The organism is Halorientalis sp. (genome assembly GCF_028275115.1).
Lineage (GTDB): Archaea > Halobacteriota > Halobacteria > Halobacteriales > Haloarculaceae > Halorientalis.
Genome location: NZ_JAQCNH010000075.1, coordinates 18,697 through 31,656, shown reverse-complemented (window position 1 = coordinate 31,656; position 12,960 = coordinate 18,697). Strand labels below are relative to the sequence as shown.

The 12,960-nt window shown below is 64.4% G+C and carries 13 protein-coding genes and 1 pseudogene; 10 read left to right on the top strand and 4 right to left on the bottom strand.

The annotated features are described in order from the left end of the window. The first annotated feature begins 15 nt into the window (after positions 1 to 15). From Q0964_RS10160 to Q0964_RS10120, 9 genes and pseudogenes are all read left to right on the top strand, one after another. Positions 16 to 825 (top strand): SDR family oxidoreductase, encoded by an 810-nt coding sequence (locus tag Q0964_RS10160; RefSeq protein ID WP_299266858.1) that lies wholly within the window; start codon positions 16 to 18, stop codon positions 823 to 825. A 311-nt stretch (positions 826 to 1,136) separates the two neighbouring features. Further along, positions 1,137 to 2,486: a ribonuclease J gene (locus tag Q0964_RS10155; protein ID WP_299266853.1), complete on the top strand. Its 1,350-nt coding sequence runs from the start codon at positions 1,137 to 1,139 to the stop codon at positions 2,484 to 2,486. Then, on the top strand, positions 2,483 to 3,526 hold the full coding sequence (gene idsA3 / locus Q0964_RS10150) for a geranylfarnesyl diphosphate synthase (protein ID WP_299266824.1): 1,044 nt from the start codon (positions 2,483 to 2,485) through the stop codon (positions 3,524 to 3,526). The genes Q0964_RS10155 and idsA3 overlap by 4 nt, the downstream gene beginning before the upstream one ends. Before the next feature lie 56 nt (positions 3,527 to 3,582). Beyond that, complete coding sequence (locus Q0964_RS10145; protein ID WP_299266821.1) at positions 3,583 to 4,866, top strand: hypothetical protein; 1,284 nt, start codon at positions 3,583 to 3,585, stop codon at positions 4,864 to 4,866. Positions 4,867 to 5,031: 165 nt separating this feature from the next. Next, positions 5,032 to 5,556 carry an MBL fold metallo-hydrolase gene (locus tag Q0964_RS10140; RefSeq protein ID WP_299266818.1) on the top strand — a complete coding sequence of 175 codons (525 nt, stop codon included), beginning with the start codon at positions 5,032 to 5,034 and terminating at the stop codon, positions 5,554 to 5,556. 51 nt (positions 5,557 to 5,607) lie between these two features. Next, a complete protein-coding gene (locus Q0964_RS10135) occupies positions 5,608 to 7,323 on the top strand; it encodes a glutamate--tRNA ligase (protein WP_299266815.1) in 1,716 nt (571 codons plus the stop codon). A 58-nt stretch (positions 7,324 to 7,381) separates the two neighbouring features. Next, positions 7,382 to 7,711 (top strand): 4Fe-4S dicluster domain-containing protein, encoded by a 330-nt coding sequence (locus Q0964_RS10130; RefSeq protein ID WP_299266812.1) that lies wholly within the window; start codon positions 7,382 to 7,384, stop codon positions 7,709 to 7,711. A gap of 157 nt (positions 7,712 to 7,868) precedes the next feature. Further along, positions 7,869 to 8,244 (top strand): annotated as a pseudogene (locus tag Q0964_RS10125) (electron transfer flavoprotein subunit beta/FixA family protein); the annotation flags it as partial. A gap of 89 nt (positions 8,245 to 8,333) precedes the next feature. Further along, positions 8,334 to 8,756, top strand: a complete 423-nt coding sequence (locus tag Q0964_RS10120; RefSeq protein ID WP_299266809.1) for a DoxX family protein — start codon at positions 8,334 to 8,336, stop codon at positions 8,754 to 8,756. 14 nt (positions 8,757 to 8,770) lie between these two features. Here Q0964_RS10120 and Q0964_RS10115 read toward each other — a convergent pair whose 3' ends face one another. Further along, the gene (locus tag Q0964_RS10115; RefSeq protein WP_299266803.1) at positions 8,771 to 10,627 is read right to left on the bottom strand and encodes a PAS domain S-box protein; all 1,857 of its coding nucleotides are present in this window, start codon (positions 10,625 to 10,627) and stop codon (positions 8,771 to 8,773) included. Between the two features lie 167 nt (positions 10,628 to 10,794). Here Q0964_RS10115 and Q0964_RS10110 point away from each other — a divergent pair, with 167 nt between their 5' ends. After that, positions 10,795 to 11,529 carry a GNAT family N-acetyltransferase gene (locus tag Q0964_RS10110; protein WP_299266801.1) on the top strand — a complete coding sequence of 245 codons (735 nt, stop codon included), beginning with the start codon at positions 10,795 to 10,797 and terminating at the stop codon, positions 11,527 to 11,529. Here the strand turns inward: Q0964_RS10110 and Q0964_RS18635 are convergent. From Q0964_RS18635 to Q0964_RS10105, 3 genes are read right to left on the bottom strand one after another with little or no spacing between them, the layout of a single operon-like run. Beyond that, positions 11,526 to 11,642 (bottom strand): DUF8014 family protein, encoded by a 117-nt coding sequence (locus tag Q0964_RS18635; RefSeq protein ID WP_475405832.1) that lies wholly within the window; start codon positions 11,640 to 11,642, stop codon positions 11,526 to 11,528. The genes Q0964_RS10110 and Q0964_RS18635 overlap by 4 nt on opposite strands. Next, positions 11,605 to 11,706: a DUF8014 family protein gene (locus Q0964_RS18630; RefSeq protein ID WP_475405826.1), complete on the bottom strand. Its 102-nt coding sequence runs from the start codon at positions 11,704 to 11,706 to the stop codon at positions 11,605 to 11,607. Before Q0964_RS18630 ends, Q0964_RS18635 begins: the two co-directional genes overlap by 38 nt. Positions 11,707 to 11,756: 50 nt before the next feature. Beyond that, on the bottom strand, positions 11,757 to 12,860 hold the full coding sequence (locus Q0964_RS10105; RefSeq protein ID WP_299266797.1) for a glutamate-cysteine ligase family protein: 1,104 nt from the start codon (positions 12,858 to 12,860) through the stop codon (positions 11,757 to 11,759). Between the last annotated feature and the right edge of the window lie 100 nt (positions 12,861 to 12,960).

The following is a 12,960-nucleotide window of genomic DNA, read 5'->3' as shown; positions in this document are numbered from 1 at the left end:
CCGCGAATGTAGAGGATGGCAGGGTTCGATCCGACGCCGCCGAGTCTGGACGTGTTCGCAGACGACCTGCTGGCGGGTGAGACCGCACTGGTCACAGGTGGTGGGACGGGCATCGGCGAGGAGATCGCACTGGCGATGGCGGACCACGGGGCGGATGTGGCCATCGCCAGCCGGGACATGGACCATCTAGAACCAGTAGCGGAGGCGATCGAAGCCAGGGGTCAGCGGGCCTGTGCGACGACTGTCGACGTGCGAGACGAGGAGCGAGTCGACGCGATGACCGAGGCGGTGATCGACGAGTTGGGCGAAATCACGATCCTCGTGAACAACGCGGGGGCGAACTTCATCACGCCCACCGAGGAACTGTCGGCCAACGGCTGGCGCTCGGTGGTGGGGACGATACTCGACGGCACGGCCTACTGTTCGTTTTCCGTCGGTGAGCACATGATCGACAACGGCGGCGGGACGATCGTCTCGATGGGGGCGACCAATTCGGAGTTCGGCGCGCCCTACCACGCTCACTCGGGGGCCGGAAAGGCAGGCGTTCACAACCTGATGCAGTCGCTGGCCAGCGAGTGGGCCCAGTTCGGCATCCGTGCGAACACGGTTGCACCGGGCATCATCGAGACCGAGGGGGTCGCCGGCGCGGTCGGTGGGTCACTGCCCGAGCAACTGCTCGCGGATCTGGCCGCGGACCGGTTCGGCGACCCGGCGGACTGTGTGCCGGTCGTCCTCTTTCTGGCGAGTCCGGCGGCGAACTACGTTACCGGGAGTTACTACGTCGTCGACGGTGGACATCTGTTGCACCAGTCACCGATGGGGTGAGACAGCCGACTGAGGCGGGACCAGTGCCTGCCAAACCCAACAGTTTTATAAACGGATGTCGAATATTTGAGTAACCGAGCGTACGGCCGCCCGGACTCGGACACGGCGGCCGGCAACACATCGAGCGAGTCGATGTGTCCGGAACGGGACCGACACCCGTCCGTCGTCGCGCGGCGCGGGCCACGTTCTGGCCTGGTGCCGCACGGAAATCGTCGGCGAGTCGGGAGTCGCCAGCCCTCGGATCAGAATCGATTGTTTGCCGGTCGCCGCGAGTCGTCCGTTTCTGCGGGGCCCGTCTCGGCAACACAATCATGGAAATCGAAATTGCGACAATTGGCGGTTACGAGGAAGTCGGCCGGCAGATGACTGCAGTGCGTGCTGGGGACGACGTCGTCATCTTCGACATGGGTCTGAACCTCTCGAAGGTCCTGATCCACGACAACGTCGAAACCGAACGGATGCACAGTCTCGACCTGATCGACATGGGCGCGATCCCGGACGACCGGATCATGTCCGACCTCGAAGGTGACGTGAAGGCAATCGTGCCGACACACGGCCACCTCGACCACATCGGGGCCATCTCGAAGCTTGCTCACCGGTACAACGCGCCCATCGTGGCCTCTCCGTTCACCATCGAACTCGTCAAACAGCAGATCAAAGGCGAGGAGAAGTTCGGCGTCGAGAACGACCTGAATAAGATGGCGGCCGGCGAGACGATGCAGATCGGCGAACGCAACGAACTGGAGTTCGTCAACGTCACACACTCGATTATCGATGCGATCAACCCGGTTCTCCACACACCCGAAGGCTCGATTGTCTACGGGCTGGACAAGCGGATGGACCACACGCCGGTCATCGGCGACCCGATAGATATGAAGCGGTTCCGGGAGATCGCCCGCGAGGACGGCGGCGTTCTCTGTTACATCGAGGACTGTACCAACGCCGGCCGGAAGGGCCGGACGCCCTCGGAGTCGGTCGCCCGCCGTCATCTAAAAGACGTGATGCACAGCGTCGAGGACTACGACGGTGGGATCGTGGCGACCACGTTCTCCAGTCACATCGCCCGAGTGAGTTCTCTCGTCGAGTTCGCCGAGGACATCGGCCGCCAGCCGGTGTTGCTCGGCCGGTCGATGGAGAAGTACTCCGGCACTGCAGAACGGCTGGACTTCGTCGACTTCCCGGACGACCTGGGGATGTACGGCCACCGCAAATCAGTCGACCGGACGTTCAAGCGAATCATGAAGGAGGGCAAAGAGGACTACCTGCCCATCGTCACGGGCCACCAGGGAGAGCCGCGTGCGATGCTCACCCGAATGGGTCGCGGCGAGACACCGTACGAACTGGAAGACGGCGACAAGGTCATGTTCTCGGCACGGGTCATCCCGGAACCGACCAACGAGGGCCAGCGTTACCAGAGCGAGAAACTGCTGGGGATGCAGGGCGCCCGTATCTACGACGACATCCACGTCTCGGGCCACCTCCGGGAGGAGGGCCACTACCAGATGCTCGACACGCTCCAGCCACAGCACATCATCCCGGCCCACCAGGATATGAAAGGGTTCGCACCGTACGTGGACCTCGCGGAGAACCTGGGCTACGACCTCGGACGTGATCTGCACGTCACACGGAACGGGAATCTGATTACGCTCGTCGACGAATGACGACACCACGCGCGGATGAGGCGGCCGTCGAGGAGGCGATCACTGCGCGTCGGGACCTGGTCAACGAGGCCATCCCAGAGCAGTTGCCGATCATCCGCCCCGAACGCCTCTACGAAGCGTCTCGATACCTGTTGGACGCGGGTGGTAAGCGTCTGCGCCCAACAATTCTCCTCTTGGCCGCGGAAGCGATCGCAGACGCCGACCCGCTCGGCGAGGACTACCACGTCTTCCCCGCTCCGGACGGCCCAATCGACGTGATGTCGGCGGCGGTCAGCATCGAGATTATCCAGTCGTTCACCCTGATCCACGACGACATCATGGACGACGACGATATGCGCCGTGGCGTGCCGGCAGTCCACCGCGAGTACGACCTCGAGACCGCCATTCTCGCGGGTGATACACTCTACTCGAAGGCGTTCGAGGTCATGCTCGAAACCGGCGCGCCGGCCGAGCGGTCGGTCCGGGCGCTGTCGGAACTGGCGACGACCTGCACGAAAATCTGTGAGGGACAGGCCTTCGACATCGATTTCGAGTCCCGCAACGCCGTCGAACCCGACGAGTATCTGGACATGGTAGAACTCAAGACCGCGGTGCTGTACGCCGCGGCCGCAGCAGTCCCCGCCATGTTGCTCGGTGACGACGACGCGGTCGACGCACTCTACGGCTACGGGTTGGACATCGGCCGCGCGTTCCAGATTCAGGACGACCTGCTCGACCTGACCACGCCGAGCGCGAAACTCGGCAAGCAACGCGGCAGTGACCTGATAGAGAACAAGAAGACGCTGGTCACGCTGCACGCCCGCGACAACGGCGTCGACGTCGAGGGCCTGGTCGATGCGGAGTCGGTCGAAGCGGCCGAGGAACACCAGATAGAGACCGCCGTCCAGCAGTTGCGCGAAGCCGGCAGTATCGAGTACGCCCGCGACGCCGCCCACGGACTCATCGGTAGCGGCAAAGCGAACCTGGCCGTGCTCCCGGACAATCACAGCCGGGACCTGCTCGGCGGTATCGCCGACTACCTCATCGAGCGGGAGTACTGACCCGCCGACCTGTCGACCAACAGTGCCCTTATTTTCCGACCCGCCGAGAGGCCAGTATGGACCGTCGAACCCGACGCCGGGTCCTCGCAGGGCTGGGGGCCGCGACCGGTCTCGCCGGTTGTTCCGGTGACTTCCTCCGGGAGACGCCGATGCCGACGCCGACATCGGCGGCGCTCTCGCCGGACCGCCGGTACGGCTACACGCACGTACAGCCCTCCGGGAACCGCGTTCTCGATGGAGCGGGTTCCATCCACGACACCAACCCGGTCACCGTCGAGACCGAATCCCGGCCGCTGTGGATTGTCGCCCTCCCCGGCGAAGCCGGTAGTCTCTGGACGGTCGTCAGTCCCACCGGCGACGCGACGACCTACCGCGTCACGGACGGGGAGGCGACCGAACTGAACGCCCACAGATCGCTTCCGGGCGGGGCGCCGCCGGTGTCGTACTCGGCCGAAGGCGGCCCGTCGCTGCTTCGTGGTGGCGGTGCGACAGCGAGTCGCACACATCCGGTCGTCTCGGAGTCGGGGGTTCTCTCTATCGCCGGTGACGGTGACCTCGTGTTGCGTGCGGAATCTGGGACCCAGCGTTTTCCGATCGCCGCTCCGCGGGACGGTCGTATCGTCCACGTCACAGGGAGCGAGTACGCCGTGTTAGGGGACGTGACGACGCGGTACAAACACGGTGCGCTCGGAAACCGGGTAGAGGGGAGCAGTCTCGTGATATTCGACGCTTCGGTGCCAGGAGTGACAGTCCGGACACAGGTCGGTCCGCCGGAGGTGGTCGAAGGGCTCGCGCCCATCGCGGCGGACCTCGACGGTGACGGGGAGCAGGAACTGATCCTGACCGTCGCGGACAGCGAGAACGGCGCCCGGATAGCGGTGTACGGCCGCGACGGCCGGCGACAGGCGAGCGGACCGCTCTACGGGCCCGGCTGGCGACACCAGCTAGCGGTCGCGTTGTTCAGCGGTGCGGGACCGGAACTGGCCGTCACTCGAAAGCCACACGTCGACCACGTCGTCGAGTTCTATCGACTGGACGGGGGGTCCCTCTCGGTCGTCGCGGAGTACCCGAACGTGCAGACGCACACCTACGGGTCGTACAACGCCGACCAAGCACTCGCGGCCGACCTCGACGGCGACGGAACTGTCGAACTGCTCGTGCCCGTCGTCGATCAAGACGTGCTGGTCGGCGTTGAGCGGACTGGTGACGGGGCGACGACCGACTGGCGGCTCTCCCTCGACCGGCCGCTGACTTCGAACCTCGCCGGCGTCACGCTCCCGGACGGCCGGCTCGCCGTGGGTGCCGGCACGGACCGCGGACTCAGAGTCTGGCAGGGTTGAAACGGGCCGGCCCGCGGCGTGGTGACGAACCGACGACGGCTCGTTCCGTGCGGTTTTTGTAACTGACCGGGACCGGTGTGAATCTCGTAGTAGTTTCGGCGCCGGCCGCCAGGGCTCCCGTCGGGACCACTCGGAGAGTTATTCAGTCCAGCCAGCCCGAAGGGAATGGCCGCGATACGACGTCTCCGACACGCCACACTCCTACTCGAGGTCGACGATACGACCGTTCTCGTGGACGCGATGCTGAGCGAATCCGGCGATGTCCCGCCGATTCCCAACTCGCCTAACGACCGGGAGAACCCCCTCGTAGAACCCGTGGAACTCCCCGACGTCGCGTTGAACTACGACGCCGTTCTCGTCACGCACCGTCGCCGGGATCACTTCGACGGCTCTCGGACCATCTACCTCGCGGGCGACGCGGTGTGGTACGACACGGTGCCGAAGGCCATCGACACACACGATCCGGACGCGGTGGTCGTCAACGCCGGGGCGACACAGTCCGTCGAGGGAGAGCCGACCACGATGACACCGGAAGCGGTCGGTTCGGTCCGGGAAGCGGTCGCCGACGGCGTGCCGGTGGTCGCAGACCACATGGACGCGATCAGCTACTGTCTCGCGACTTGGAAGGACCTGGCGGCGACGGTCGACGGGGTTGCGATTCCGGACGATGGTGAACGCATCGAGCTGTGACCGCGCACGGAACGGCGGAGTTTTGAGGGGGCGCGCCGGAGTGACGACAAAATGGACGACGAGGTACGCGAGCGAGTCAAGAAAGAGGCAGAGAGAAACGCCCTCTTCAACGCTCTAAAACACGACAACGACCCGCAGGTCGGTGCGATCATGGGGCCGCTGATGGGCGAGAACCCGGCGTTCCGCGAACACGGCGACGAGATTCCCGAGGTTATCGGCCCCGTCGTCGGCAGGGTCGGGGGCATGTCGACGGCGGAGCGCCGCGAACGGCTCGAAGAACTCGACCCGGACCTCGTCGCCGAACTGGACGCCGAGGACGAGGAAGACGAACACGACCTTCCGGAACTGCCGAACGCGGCGGACTACGACGAGGTTCGGCTCCGGGCCGCCCCGAACCCGAACGGCCCGTGGCACCTGGGTCACGCCCGGATGCCGTCCGTCATCGGGACGTACAAGCAGCGTTACGACGGGGCCTTCGTCGTCCGCTTCGACGACACGGACCCCGAAACGAAGCGACCCGAGTTGGACGCCTACGACGCGATTCTCGAGTCCATCGAGTATCTAGGCTTCGAGCCGGACGACGTCGTCCGGGCCAGCGACCGTCTGGAGACCTACTACGACCACGCCCGGGAACTGATCGCCCTCGGCGGTGCGTACACCTGTTCCTGTCCACAGAGCGAGTTCTCGGAGATGAAAAACTCCGGTGAGGCCTGCCCCCACCGGGACAAGGACACCGAGACCACCCGCGAGGAGTTCGCAGCGATGATCGACGGCGAGTACTCGGCGGGCGAGAAGGTCCTCCGGGTCAAAACCGACATCGAGCACAAGAACCCGGCACTCAGAGACTGGGTGGCGTTCCGGATGATCGACACCCCCCACCCACGGGACGAGGCCAGCGACTATCGCTGCTGGCCGATGCTCGACTTCCAGAGCGGAATCGACGACCACCTCACTGGCGTCTCACACATCATCCGCGGGATCGACCTGCAGGACTCGGCTAAGCGCCAGCGGTTCGTCTACGACTACTTCGACTGGGAGTACCCCGAGGTGATCCACTGGGGCCACGTGCAGGTCAACGCCTACGACGTGTCGATGAGCACGTCGACGATCAAGAAGCGAATCGAAGCCGGCGAACTCGACGGCTGGGACGACCCGCGCGCGCCAACACTGGCGAGTCTCCGACGACGGGGCATCCGCGGGCAGGCCATCGTCGACGCGATGGTCGGTCTCGGCACCTCGACCTCGAACGTCGACTTGGCCATGTCGTCGATCTACGCGAACAACCGCGACATGATCGACGAGGACACCGACCGTGCGTTTCTGGTTCGGGACGGCGAGCGGTTCGTCGTCGAGGGCGGTCCGGACGCAGGCCAGCCGCCGGTCCATCCCAACCACGAGGACCGCGGCGAGCGCGACATTCCCGTGGACGCGGCGGTCCTGCTGGAGTCCGACGACGCGCCGGCCGACGGCGAACGCGTCTGGTTGAAGGGGTACGGACCGGTCCGTCGCGAGGCTGACGCTCTCGAATTCACCGACGACGATATCGACGTGGTGCGGGACGGCGACGTGGACGTCGTCCACTGGGTGCCCGCCGACGAGAGCGAACCGCTGACCCTGCGGACGATGGACGGTGACGTCGACGGGCGGGCCGAACCCGGCATCACCGACTACGACCCCGACGCGATGGTTCAGTTCGAACGGATCGGATTCGCGCGGATCGACCGACACGACGAGGACGAGACGGTGGCGTACTACGCTCACTCCTGACCCGACGTCCGGTCCAAGACTTAAGTGCGTCCCCAGCCGAACTACCGGTTAGGTACCAATGGCTATCGATCCCGAGTTCGAACAGAACCGCGAGAAAGAGGAGGACCACGAGGACCACGCAGTGTGGGGGCCGGTCGACGAACCCGAGGAACTCGGAATCCACGGGACACACGTCGCCGTCGACTTCGACATCTGTATCGCGGACGGTGCGTGTCTGGAAGACTGCCCGGTCGACGTGTTCGAGTGGGTCGACACGCCCGACCACCCCGAGAGCGAAATCAAGGCCGACCCGGTCAAAGAGGAGCAGTGCATCGACTGCATGCTCTGTGTCGACGTCTGCCCGGTCGACGCAATAGACGTCGACCCCGGCCGCGCCGGCCGTATCTAACCGAGCGCGTTTACCAGTTTGTCGACGGCGCGATTTTACTGTTCAGTCGTTACCGGCGAGTCCCCCGAATAAGTATAATATTCTTTTGGAAACAAAATAGAATACCAGGTCGACAGTGGTAGGCACGTTCACCCAGAAGTCGTGATATCTATACACCCTGGTACTCACGAACGGCGTTCAGGACTGCCGGGAGAGACAGGTGTTGTTCGACGAGGACGGTCACCTCGAACGCGGCAAGACACCGACCGTGATGAACCCCAACGACAAGCACGCGCTGGAGGCGGCACTCCAGACGAAAGTTCGTCACGGCGGCACCGTATCGCTGATGAGCATGGGCCCACCGGGTTACAAAGCGGTCCTGCGGGAGGGAGTGGCAGACGCCTACGCGGACGACCTCTCTCCTCTCGGACCGGGAGATAGGTGCGGCCGACACCTGGGCGAGGTCAATCACGCTCGCGACGGGGACCGGCCAGTTAGCGGCGGAACCCGACATCGCGTTCGCGGGGTTCAAAACCGCGGATGTGGAGATGGGTGACGTGCCGGGGTCGTCCGGGCGCACGAGACGACCGGCGTGTCCGACAAAATGCGAAGCATCAAAACCTGAACGGTCACGACGTTCGGTATGTCCGTGCGGAACTACGAGTCGTCGCGAGTAAAAACGCCGCTCGTCTACGTGATGGGAGCCATCTACGTGGTGGCCGGCGTGTCACACTTCGTCGTGCCAGACCTGTTCGCACAGATCGTGCCGCCACAGCTGCCGGCACCGACAGCGCTCGTCTATTTTTCCGGAGTCGCTGAAGTCGCCGTCGGAATCGGGGTGATGGTGCCCCGGACCCGCCGGGTCGCTGCTTGGGGGCTCGTCGGCCTGTTGCTGGCGGTGTTTCCGGCGAATATCTACATGGCGACTTCCGGCGTCGTGATTCAGGGGGCACCGGCGATAATCGCGGAGCCGGGGCCCGGGCGCTGGATTCGGCTCCCGCTCCAGGGGGTCCTGATCGCCTGGGCGCTGTGGTACACGTCCGACACGCCAGCGTCCGCCATCTGAGGCTCGTCGCTGGCTCAAACGAGTTCCACGTCGGTGAACGCGAACCGCGCCCCGCCACGACCGCTCTCGGTCGCCGCGACACACCAGCCGTGGGCCTGCGCGACGTCGTCGACGATAGTGAGCCCGAGTCCGGGGCTGTCCGCCGCGGTAGAGTATCCCATCTCGAAGACGTGGTCGCGGCGTTCGGCTGGGATGCCGGGACCGTCGTCCTCGACCACGAAACCGCCGCTGGAGTCGGATGCCGACGAAGCCTCCCCAACACCGCTGTCGGAGCCGATGGAGCCGAGACGGACCGTCACGTCGGAGCCACCGTGTTCGATGGCGTTGCGAAAGAGGTTCTCCAGCAGTTGTTCGAGCCTGTTCGCGTCGGCGAAGATGTGTGCCTCCGTTTCGACGTCGAGGGTCGCGTCGTCGGTCGGAATCGCTGCCCAGCGGTCTCTGGCGATGGCGGCCAGCGACACCGGTGACGGGTGGTCGATGGTTTTGCCCTCACGTGCCAGCGCGAGGACTTCGCGAATCAGTCGCTCCATGCGGCCGACGGCGCGGTGACTGCGGTCGAGGTGATCGCTGTCGACCTCGGCATCGAGCAGGTCGAGCGACGTCGAGACGGCCTGGAGCGGATTGCGGAGGTCGTGGCTGACGACCGAAGCGAACGATTCCAAGCGCTCGTTCTTGCGCTCGAGGTCGAGTTCGTTGCGTCTGCGCTCGGTTATGTCACGCGTCGTCGCGAGGATGAACCCGGTGTCGCCGCCGGCCTCAAGCGGCCGAATCCGAAGTTCGAGAAAGTCGGTCGACGCTGGCACCGCGGGTTCGAGAACCAGCTCGACTTCGTCGCGCTCGCCCGCGGCAACGTCGTCGACCGCCGACTTGACTGTTGTAACTGCCGACTCGGAGAAGATGCCGACCTCGTCGAGGTACGAGACGTGTTCGCCGATCCACGCCTCTGCCGAGACATCGAGATCGTCGGCGACGCGGAAGTTGATAAACTGGAACCGGTGGTCCCGGTCGAGAACGTAGACGCCTTTGTCCATGCTCGTGATGACCGAGCGGTGCCAGTCGAGTTCCGCCTCGCTCTCTTTCCGGGCGGTCACGTCGCGGACGTTACCGACGATACCCTCGATACTAGGGTCGTCGAGCAGATTCCGGGCTCTGATCTCGACCCAGCGCCAGGAGCCGTCCTCGTGTCGTGCTCGGAGCTCGACCGTCGTCTCGGTGTCCGGTGACCCGAGCACGTCGGTCAGGTTCGACCTGACTCGGTCTACGCCCTCGGGATGGAGGAACGCGAACGCATCTTCACCGATTATCTCTTCGGGGTCGTAGCCGAGCACCCGCTCGACCGACGGGGTGACGTATGTCAGCCTCCCGTCGCCGTCGATAATGAAGATGTAGTCGGCGGAGTGTTCGAGCAGTTTCGAGAAACGGGTCCGTGTCTGGTCGACCTCGCGTTCCGCGGCGTGGTGTTCGGCCGAATTGACGATGCGGTTGGCCAGGAGTGTGTACTGGTCTTCCCGTGGCCCCTTCTGCAGGTAGTCCGTAACGCCGGCCGAGATAGCCTCGCTAGCGATCTCTTCGCTACCTTTGCCGGTCAAGAGGACGAACGGGAGCTGCGAGTGGTCTTCGCGGACGTGACGGAGGAACTCCAGACCGTCCATCTGTGGCATCTCGTAGTCGCTGACGACACAGTCGAACGACGACGACGCGAGTCGCTCGAGCGCGGCCCGCGGGTCGGTCTCGGTCGTCACGTCGAGCGGTTCGTCGGTCCGTTGCAGCATCTCACCGGCCAGCTCCAGAAACGCCGGGTCGTCGTCGACGTGTAAGACACGGATCGGGCGGGCAGACACCTCCGTCGCGGAGAGGGAGTGTTCACTCATTACGATCTCACACAAAGTAATGTCGATAGTAGATTGCGTTGTATTAACTATGTAATCATATTAAATCTAAGGCCTGTGTCGCGTCGATTAAACACGAACAGCGGGCGGGCTGTGGAACCCCGCTCGGTTGACAAACAGTTAAGTGACGTGACGTGGTAACGCATATCATGGAGTTGACCGAGCAGCTGGAGTTCGGCCACCGGGGGCGAAAAGACGTGTACGAGTACGTCGAGAGTCACGGCAACGTAACCCAGGCGCAGGCGCGTGATGCCCTGAACATGGAGCCACGCGAGTTCGGGCACCACGTCGCGATCCTGAAACGCGACGGGGTCGTCGCGGAGACCGAGGAGGGCTATCTCCAGATTGCCTACGACGAGGCCACCCGAGAGGAGTACGAAAAAGAGGAGATCGAGTACACGATCCGGCAGGCCCGACAGGCAGACATGACTGGAATCGTCGGCGTGATGCGGTCGGCCATCGACGCAGGGACGTACGTGGTCGCAGAGAGCGTTGCCGATATGATCGACCACGAGGAGGTGTTACTCCGGCACAACGAAGTCGAGTCGCGGATGTTCTTCGTCGCCTGCGTCGAGGACGACGTGGTGGGCTGGGTCCACCTCGAACATCCGAAGGTGGAGAAACTGTCCCACACGGCGGAACTCACCGTCGGCGTTCTGAACGAGTACCGCGAACGCGGCATCGGGAGTCGTCTCCTGCAGCAGGGCCTCGAATGGGCCGCTCAGCAGGGCTACGAACGAATCTACAACAGCGTCCCCTCGACGAACGACGCCGCTATCGAGTTCTTGCAGGAACACGGCTGGGAGGAGGAGGCCCGACGCCACGACCACTACAAAATGAGCGGTGACTACATCGACGAGGTGATGATGGAAATGAACCTCTAACCGTCCGCGTCGTCGGATGGGTCGGCGACGACGCCGTCTTTCTGCGCCCAACCCCTGGTGTGGCCTACACACCAGTCAGTTCTCGTCCCACGGGATGTGCAGTTCCACGGCAGCCGACGCCTCGCAGTCAGGCTCCGAACAGGTGGCCATAGGCCGGTGTTGGGTCGCCACTCTCATTGGTCACCCGGTAACGGACAGTCCAGCGACCGGCCGCGACACGTGACCGCTTAGTCGTCGCCCAGGGACTGTGTCTGCCGAACGTCTCGCTCGAGGCGGTCTGCCTGTTCGAGCCGGCGTATCCGCGCCTGCTCGGGCGTTATCGGTCCCTCGCCGTCGATTTCGTGCGCGAGCGGCTCGTAGGCCGCGATATCGAACCCCATCCGTTCGAGATACGACCGGACCGACTGTGACTCGAGCCCCTCCCGGATGGCCGTGTTGACGTGTTCGATCACCGTATCGAACGTCGGCAAAACAATCTCCTCGTCGGTCACGCGGCCGGCGTCGCCGTCGATCCGAACGTCGGCCGTTGCGGCGCTGGTCGCAACCGCGGCAACGTCCTCGGCGAGGCGGACGACCTGACTCGGGAGCGCAGTGTCGGGCGAGCGCCACTCGACGGTTCCGAAGGTGTCCCTGAGCTGGACGGGCGTCCAGACCGCGCTCTCGGGGTCGAAGTTCGCCTGCACGGCACGTCGGTCGACGCCCGCCTCGCGGGCCGCGCGCTCGAACTCCTCATAGCGCCGTTCGAGCCGACGAGTCCACTGTCCTCGTTCGTTGAGGTACCGCCACAGCCGCCCCTGATGTGAGAGGTCGTCGTAGGCCAGCCAACGGTACAGCTTCGACCGCGCGCCCACGGCCAGACGCCGGCCCTGGAAATACGGGGAGGAGTTGACCAGCGCGAGCGCGGGGTCGAGCGCGATCAGCGTGTTCAACTGGTCGATCTCGTCGCCCGGGGACTGTTCGACGTGAACGTGTGTCCCAGCACAGTGTCGAACGTACTCGAAGTCGTCGCCGAGGATGCGGTCCTGGATTCGGGTCCGCTCGCTGGGCAGATCGCGGATCACTCCCTCTCGGATCGGCGTCGCCAGCGGCACGAGGTGTTTTCCGGATCGCTCGGCCTCCCGAAGAACGGCCCCGACTCGCTCGAACAACTCGCGGCGCAGCGCCCGAGTCGTCTCACACGGTGTGGTCTTTATCTCCAGCAGCGGTTCGACGAACTCCCGCTCGACGCCAGGCGACGCGTTCACCAGGTCACCCGGTTCGACCAGCCGTCCGTCGGCGTCGATCACCCAGTACTCGACCTCAATGCTCCGTCGTAGCGATTTCCCTGACATTGTAATCCCGAGGCGAGTCCGACAGTGCCGGCAACCCGACACCCCAGTCCCGTGGTAACGATTGCCAGTTACATGAACGACTGCAGCCGACAAATATTTT

Excerpts from the sequence above, each read along its gene's own strand:
- Q0964_RS10105 (WP_299266797.1), bottom strand. The coding sequence starts at position 12,860 with ATGTCAGGGAAATCGCTACGACGGAGCATTGAGGTCGAGTACTGGGTG.
- Q0964_RS10115 (WP_299266803.1), bottom strand. The coding sequence starts at position 10,627 with ATGAGTGAACACTCCCTCTCCGCGACGGAGGTGTCTGCCCGCCCGATC.
- Q0964_RS10130 (WP_299266812.1), top strand. The coding sequence starts at position 7,382 with ATGGCTATCGATCCCGAGTTCGAACAGAACCGCGAGAAAGAGGAGGAC.
- Q0964_RS10135 (WP_299266815.1), top strand. The coding sequence starts at position 5,608 with ATGGACGACGAGGTACGCGAGCGAGTCAAGAAAGAGGCAGAGAGAAAC.
- Q0964_RS10145 (WP_299266821.1), top strand. The coding sequence starts at position 3,583 with ATGGACCGTCGAACCCGACGCCGGGTCCTCGCAGGGCTGGGGGCCGCG.
- Q0964_RS10110 (WP_299266801.1), top strand. The coding sequence starts at position 10,795 with ATGGAGTTGACCGAGCAGCTGGAGTTCGGCCACCGGGGGCGAAAAGAC.
- idsA3 (WP_299266824.1), top strand. The coding sequence starts at position 2,483 with ATGACGACACCACGCGCGGATGAGGCGGCCGTCGAGGAGGCGATCACT.
- Q0964_RS10120 (WP_299266809.1), top strand. The coding sequence starts at position 8,334 with ATGTCCGTGCGGAACTACGAGTCGTCGCGAGTAAAAACGCCGCTCGTC.
- Q0964_RS18630 (WP_475405826.1), bottom strand. The coding sequence starts at position 11,706 with ATGAGAGTGGCGACCCAACACCGGCCTATGGCCACCTGTTCGGAGCCT.
- Q0964_RS10160 (WP_299266858.1), top strand. The coding sequence starts at position 16 with ATGGCAGGGTTCGATCCGACGCCGCCGAGTCTGGACGTGTTCGCAGAC.
- Q0964_RS10140 (WP_299266818.1), top strand. The coding sequence starts at position 5,032 with ATGGCCGCGATACGACGTCTCCGACACGCCACACTCCTACTCGAGGTC.
- Q0964_RS10155 (WP_299266853.1), top strand. The coding sequence starts at position 1,137 with ATGGAAATCGAAATTGCGACAATTGGCGGTTACGAGGAAGTCGGCCGG.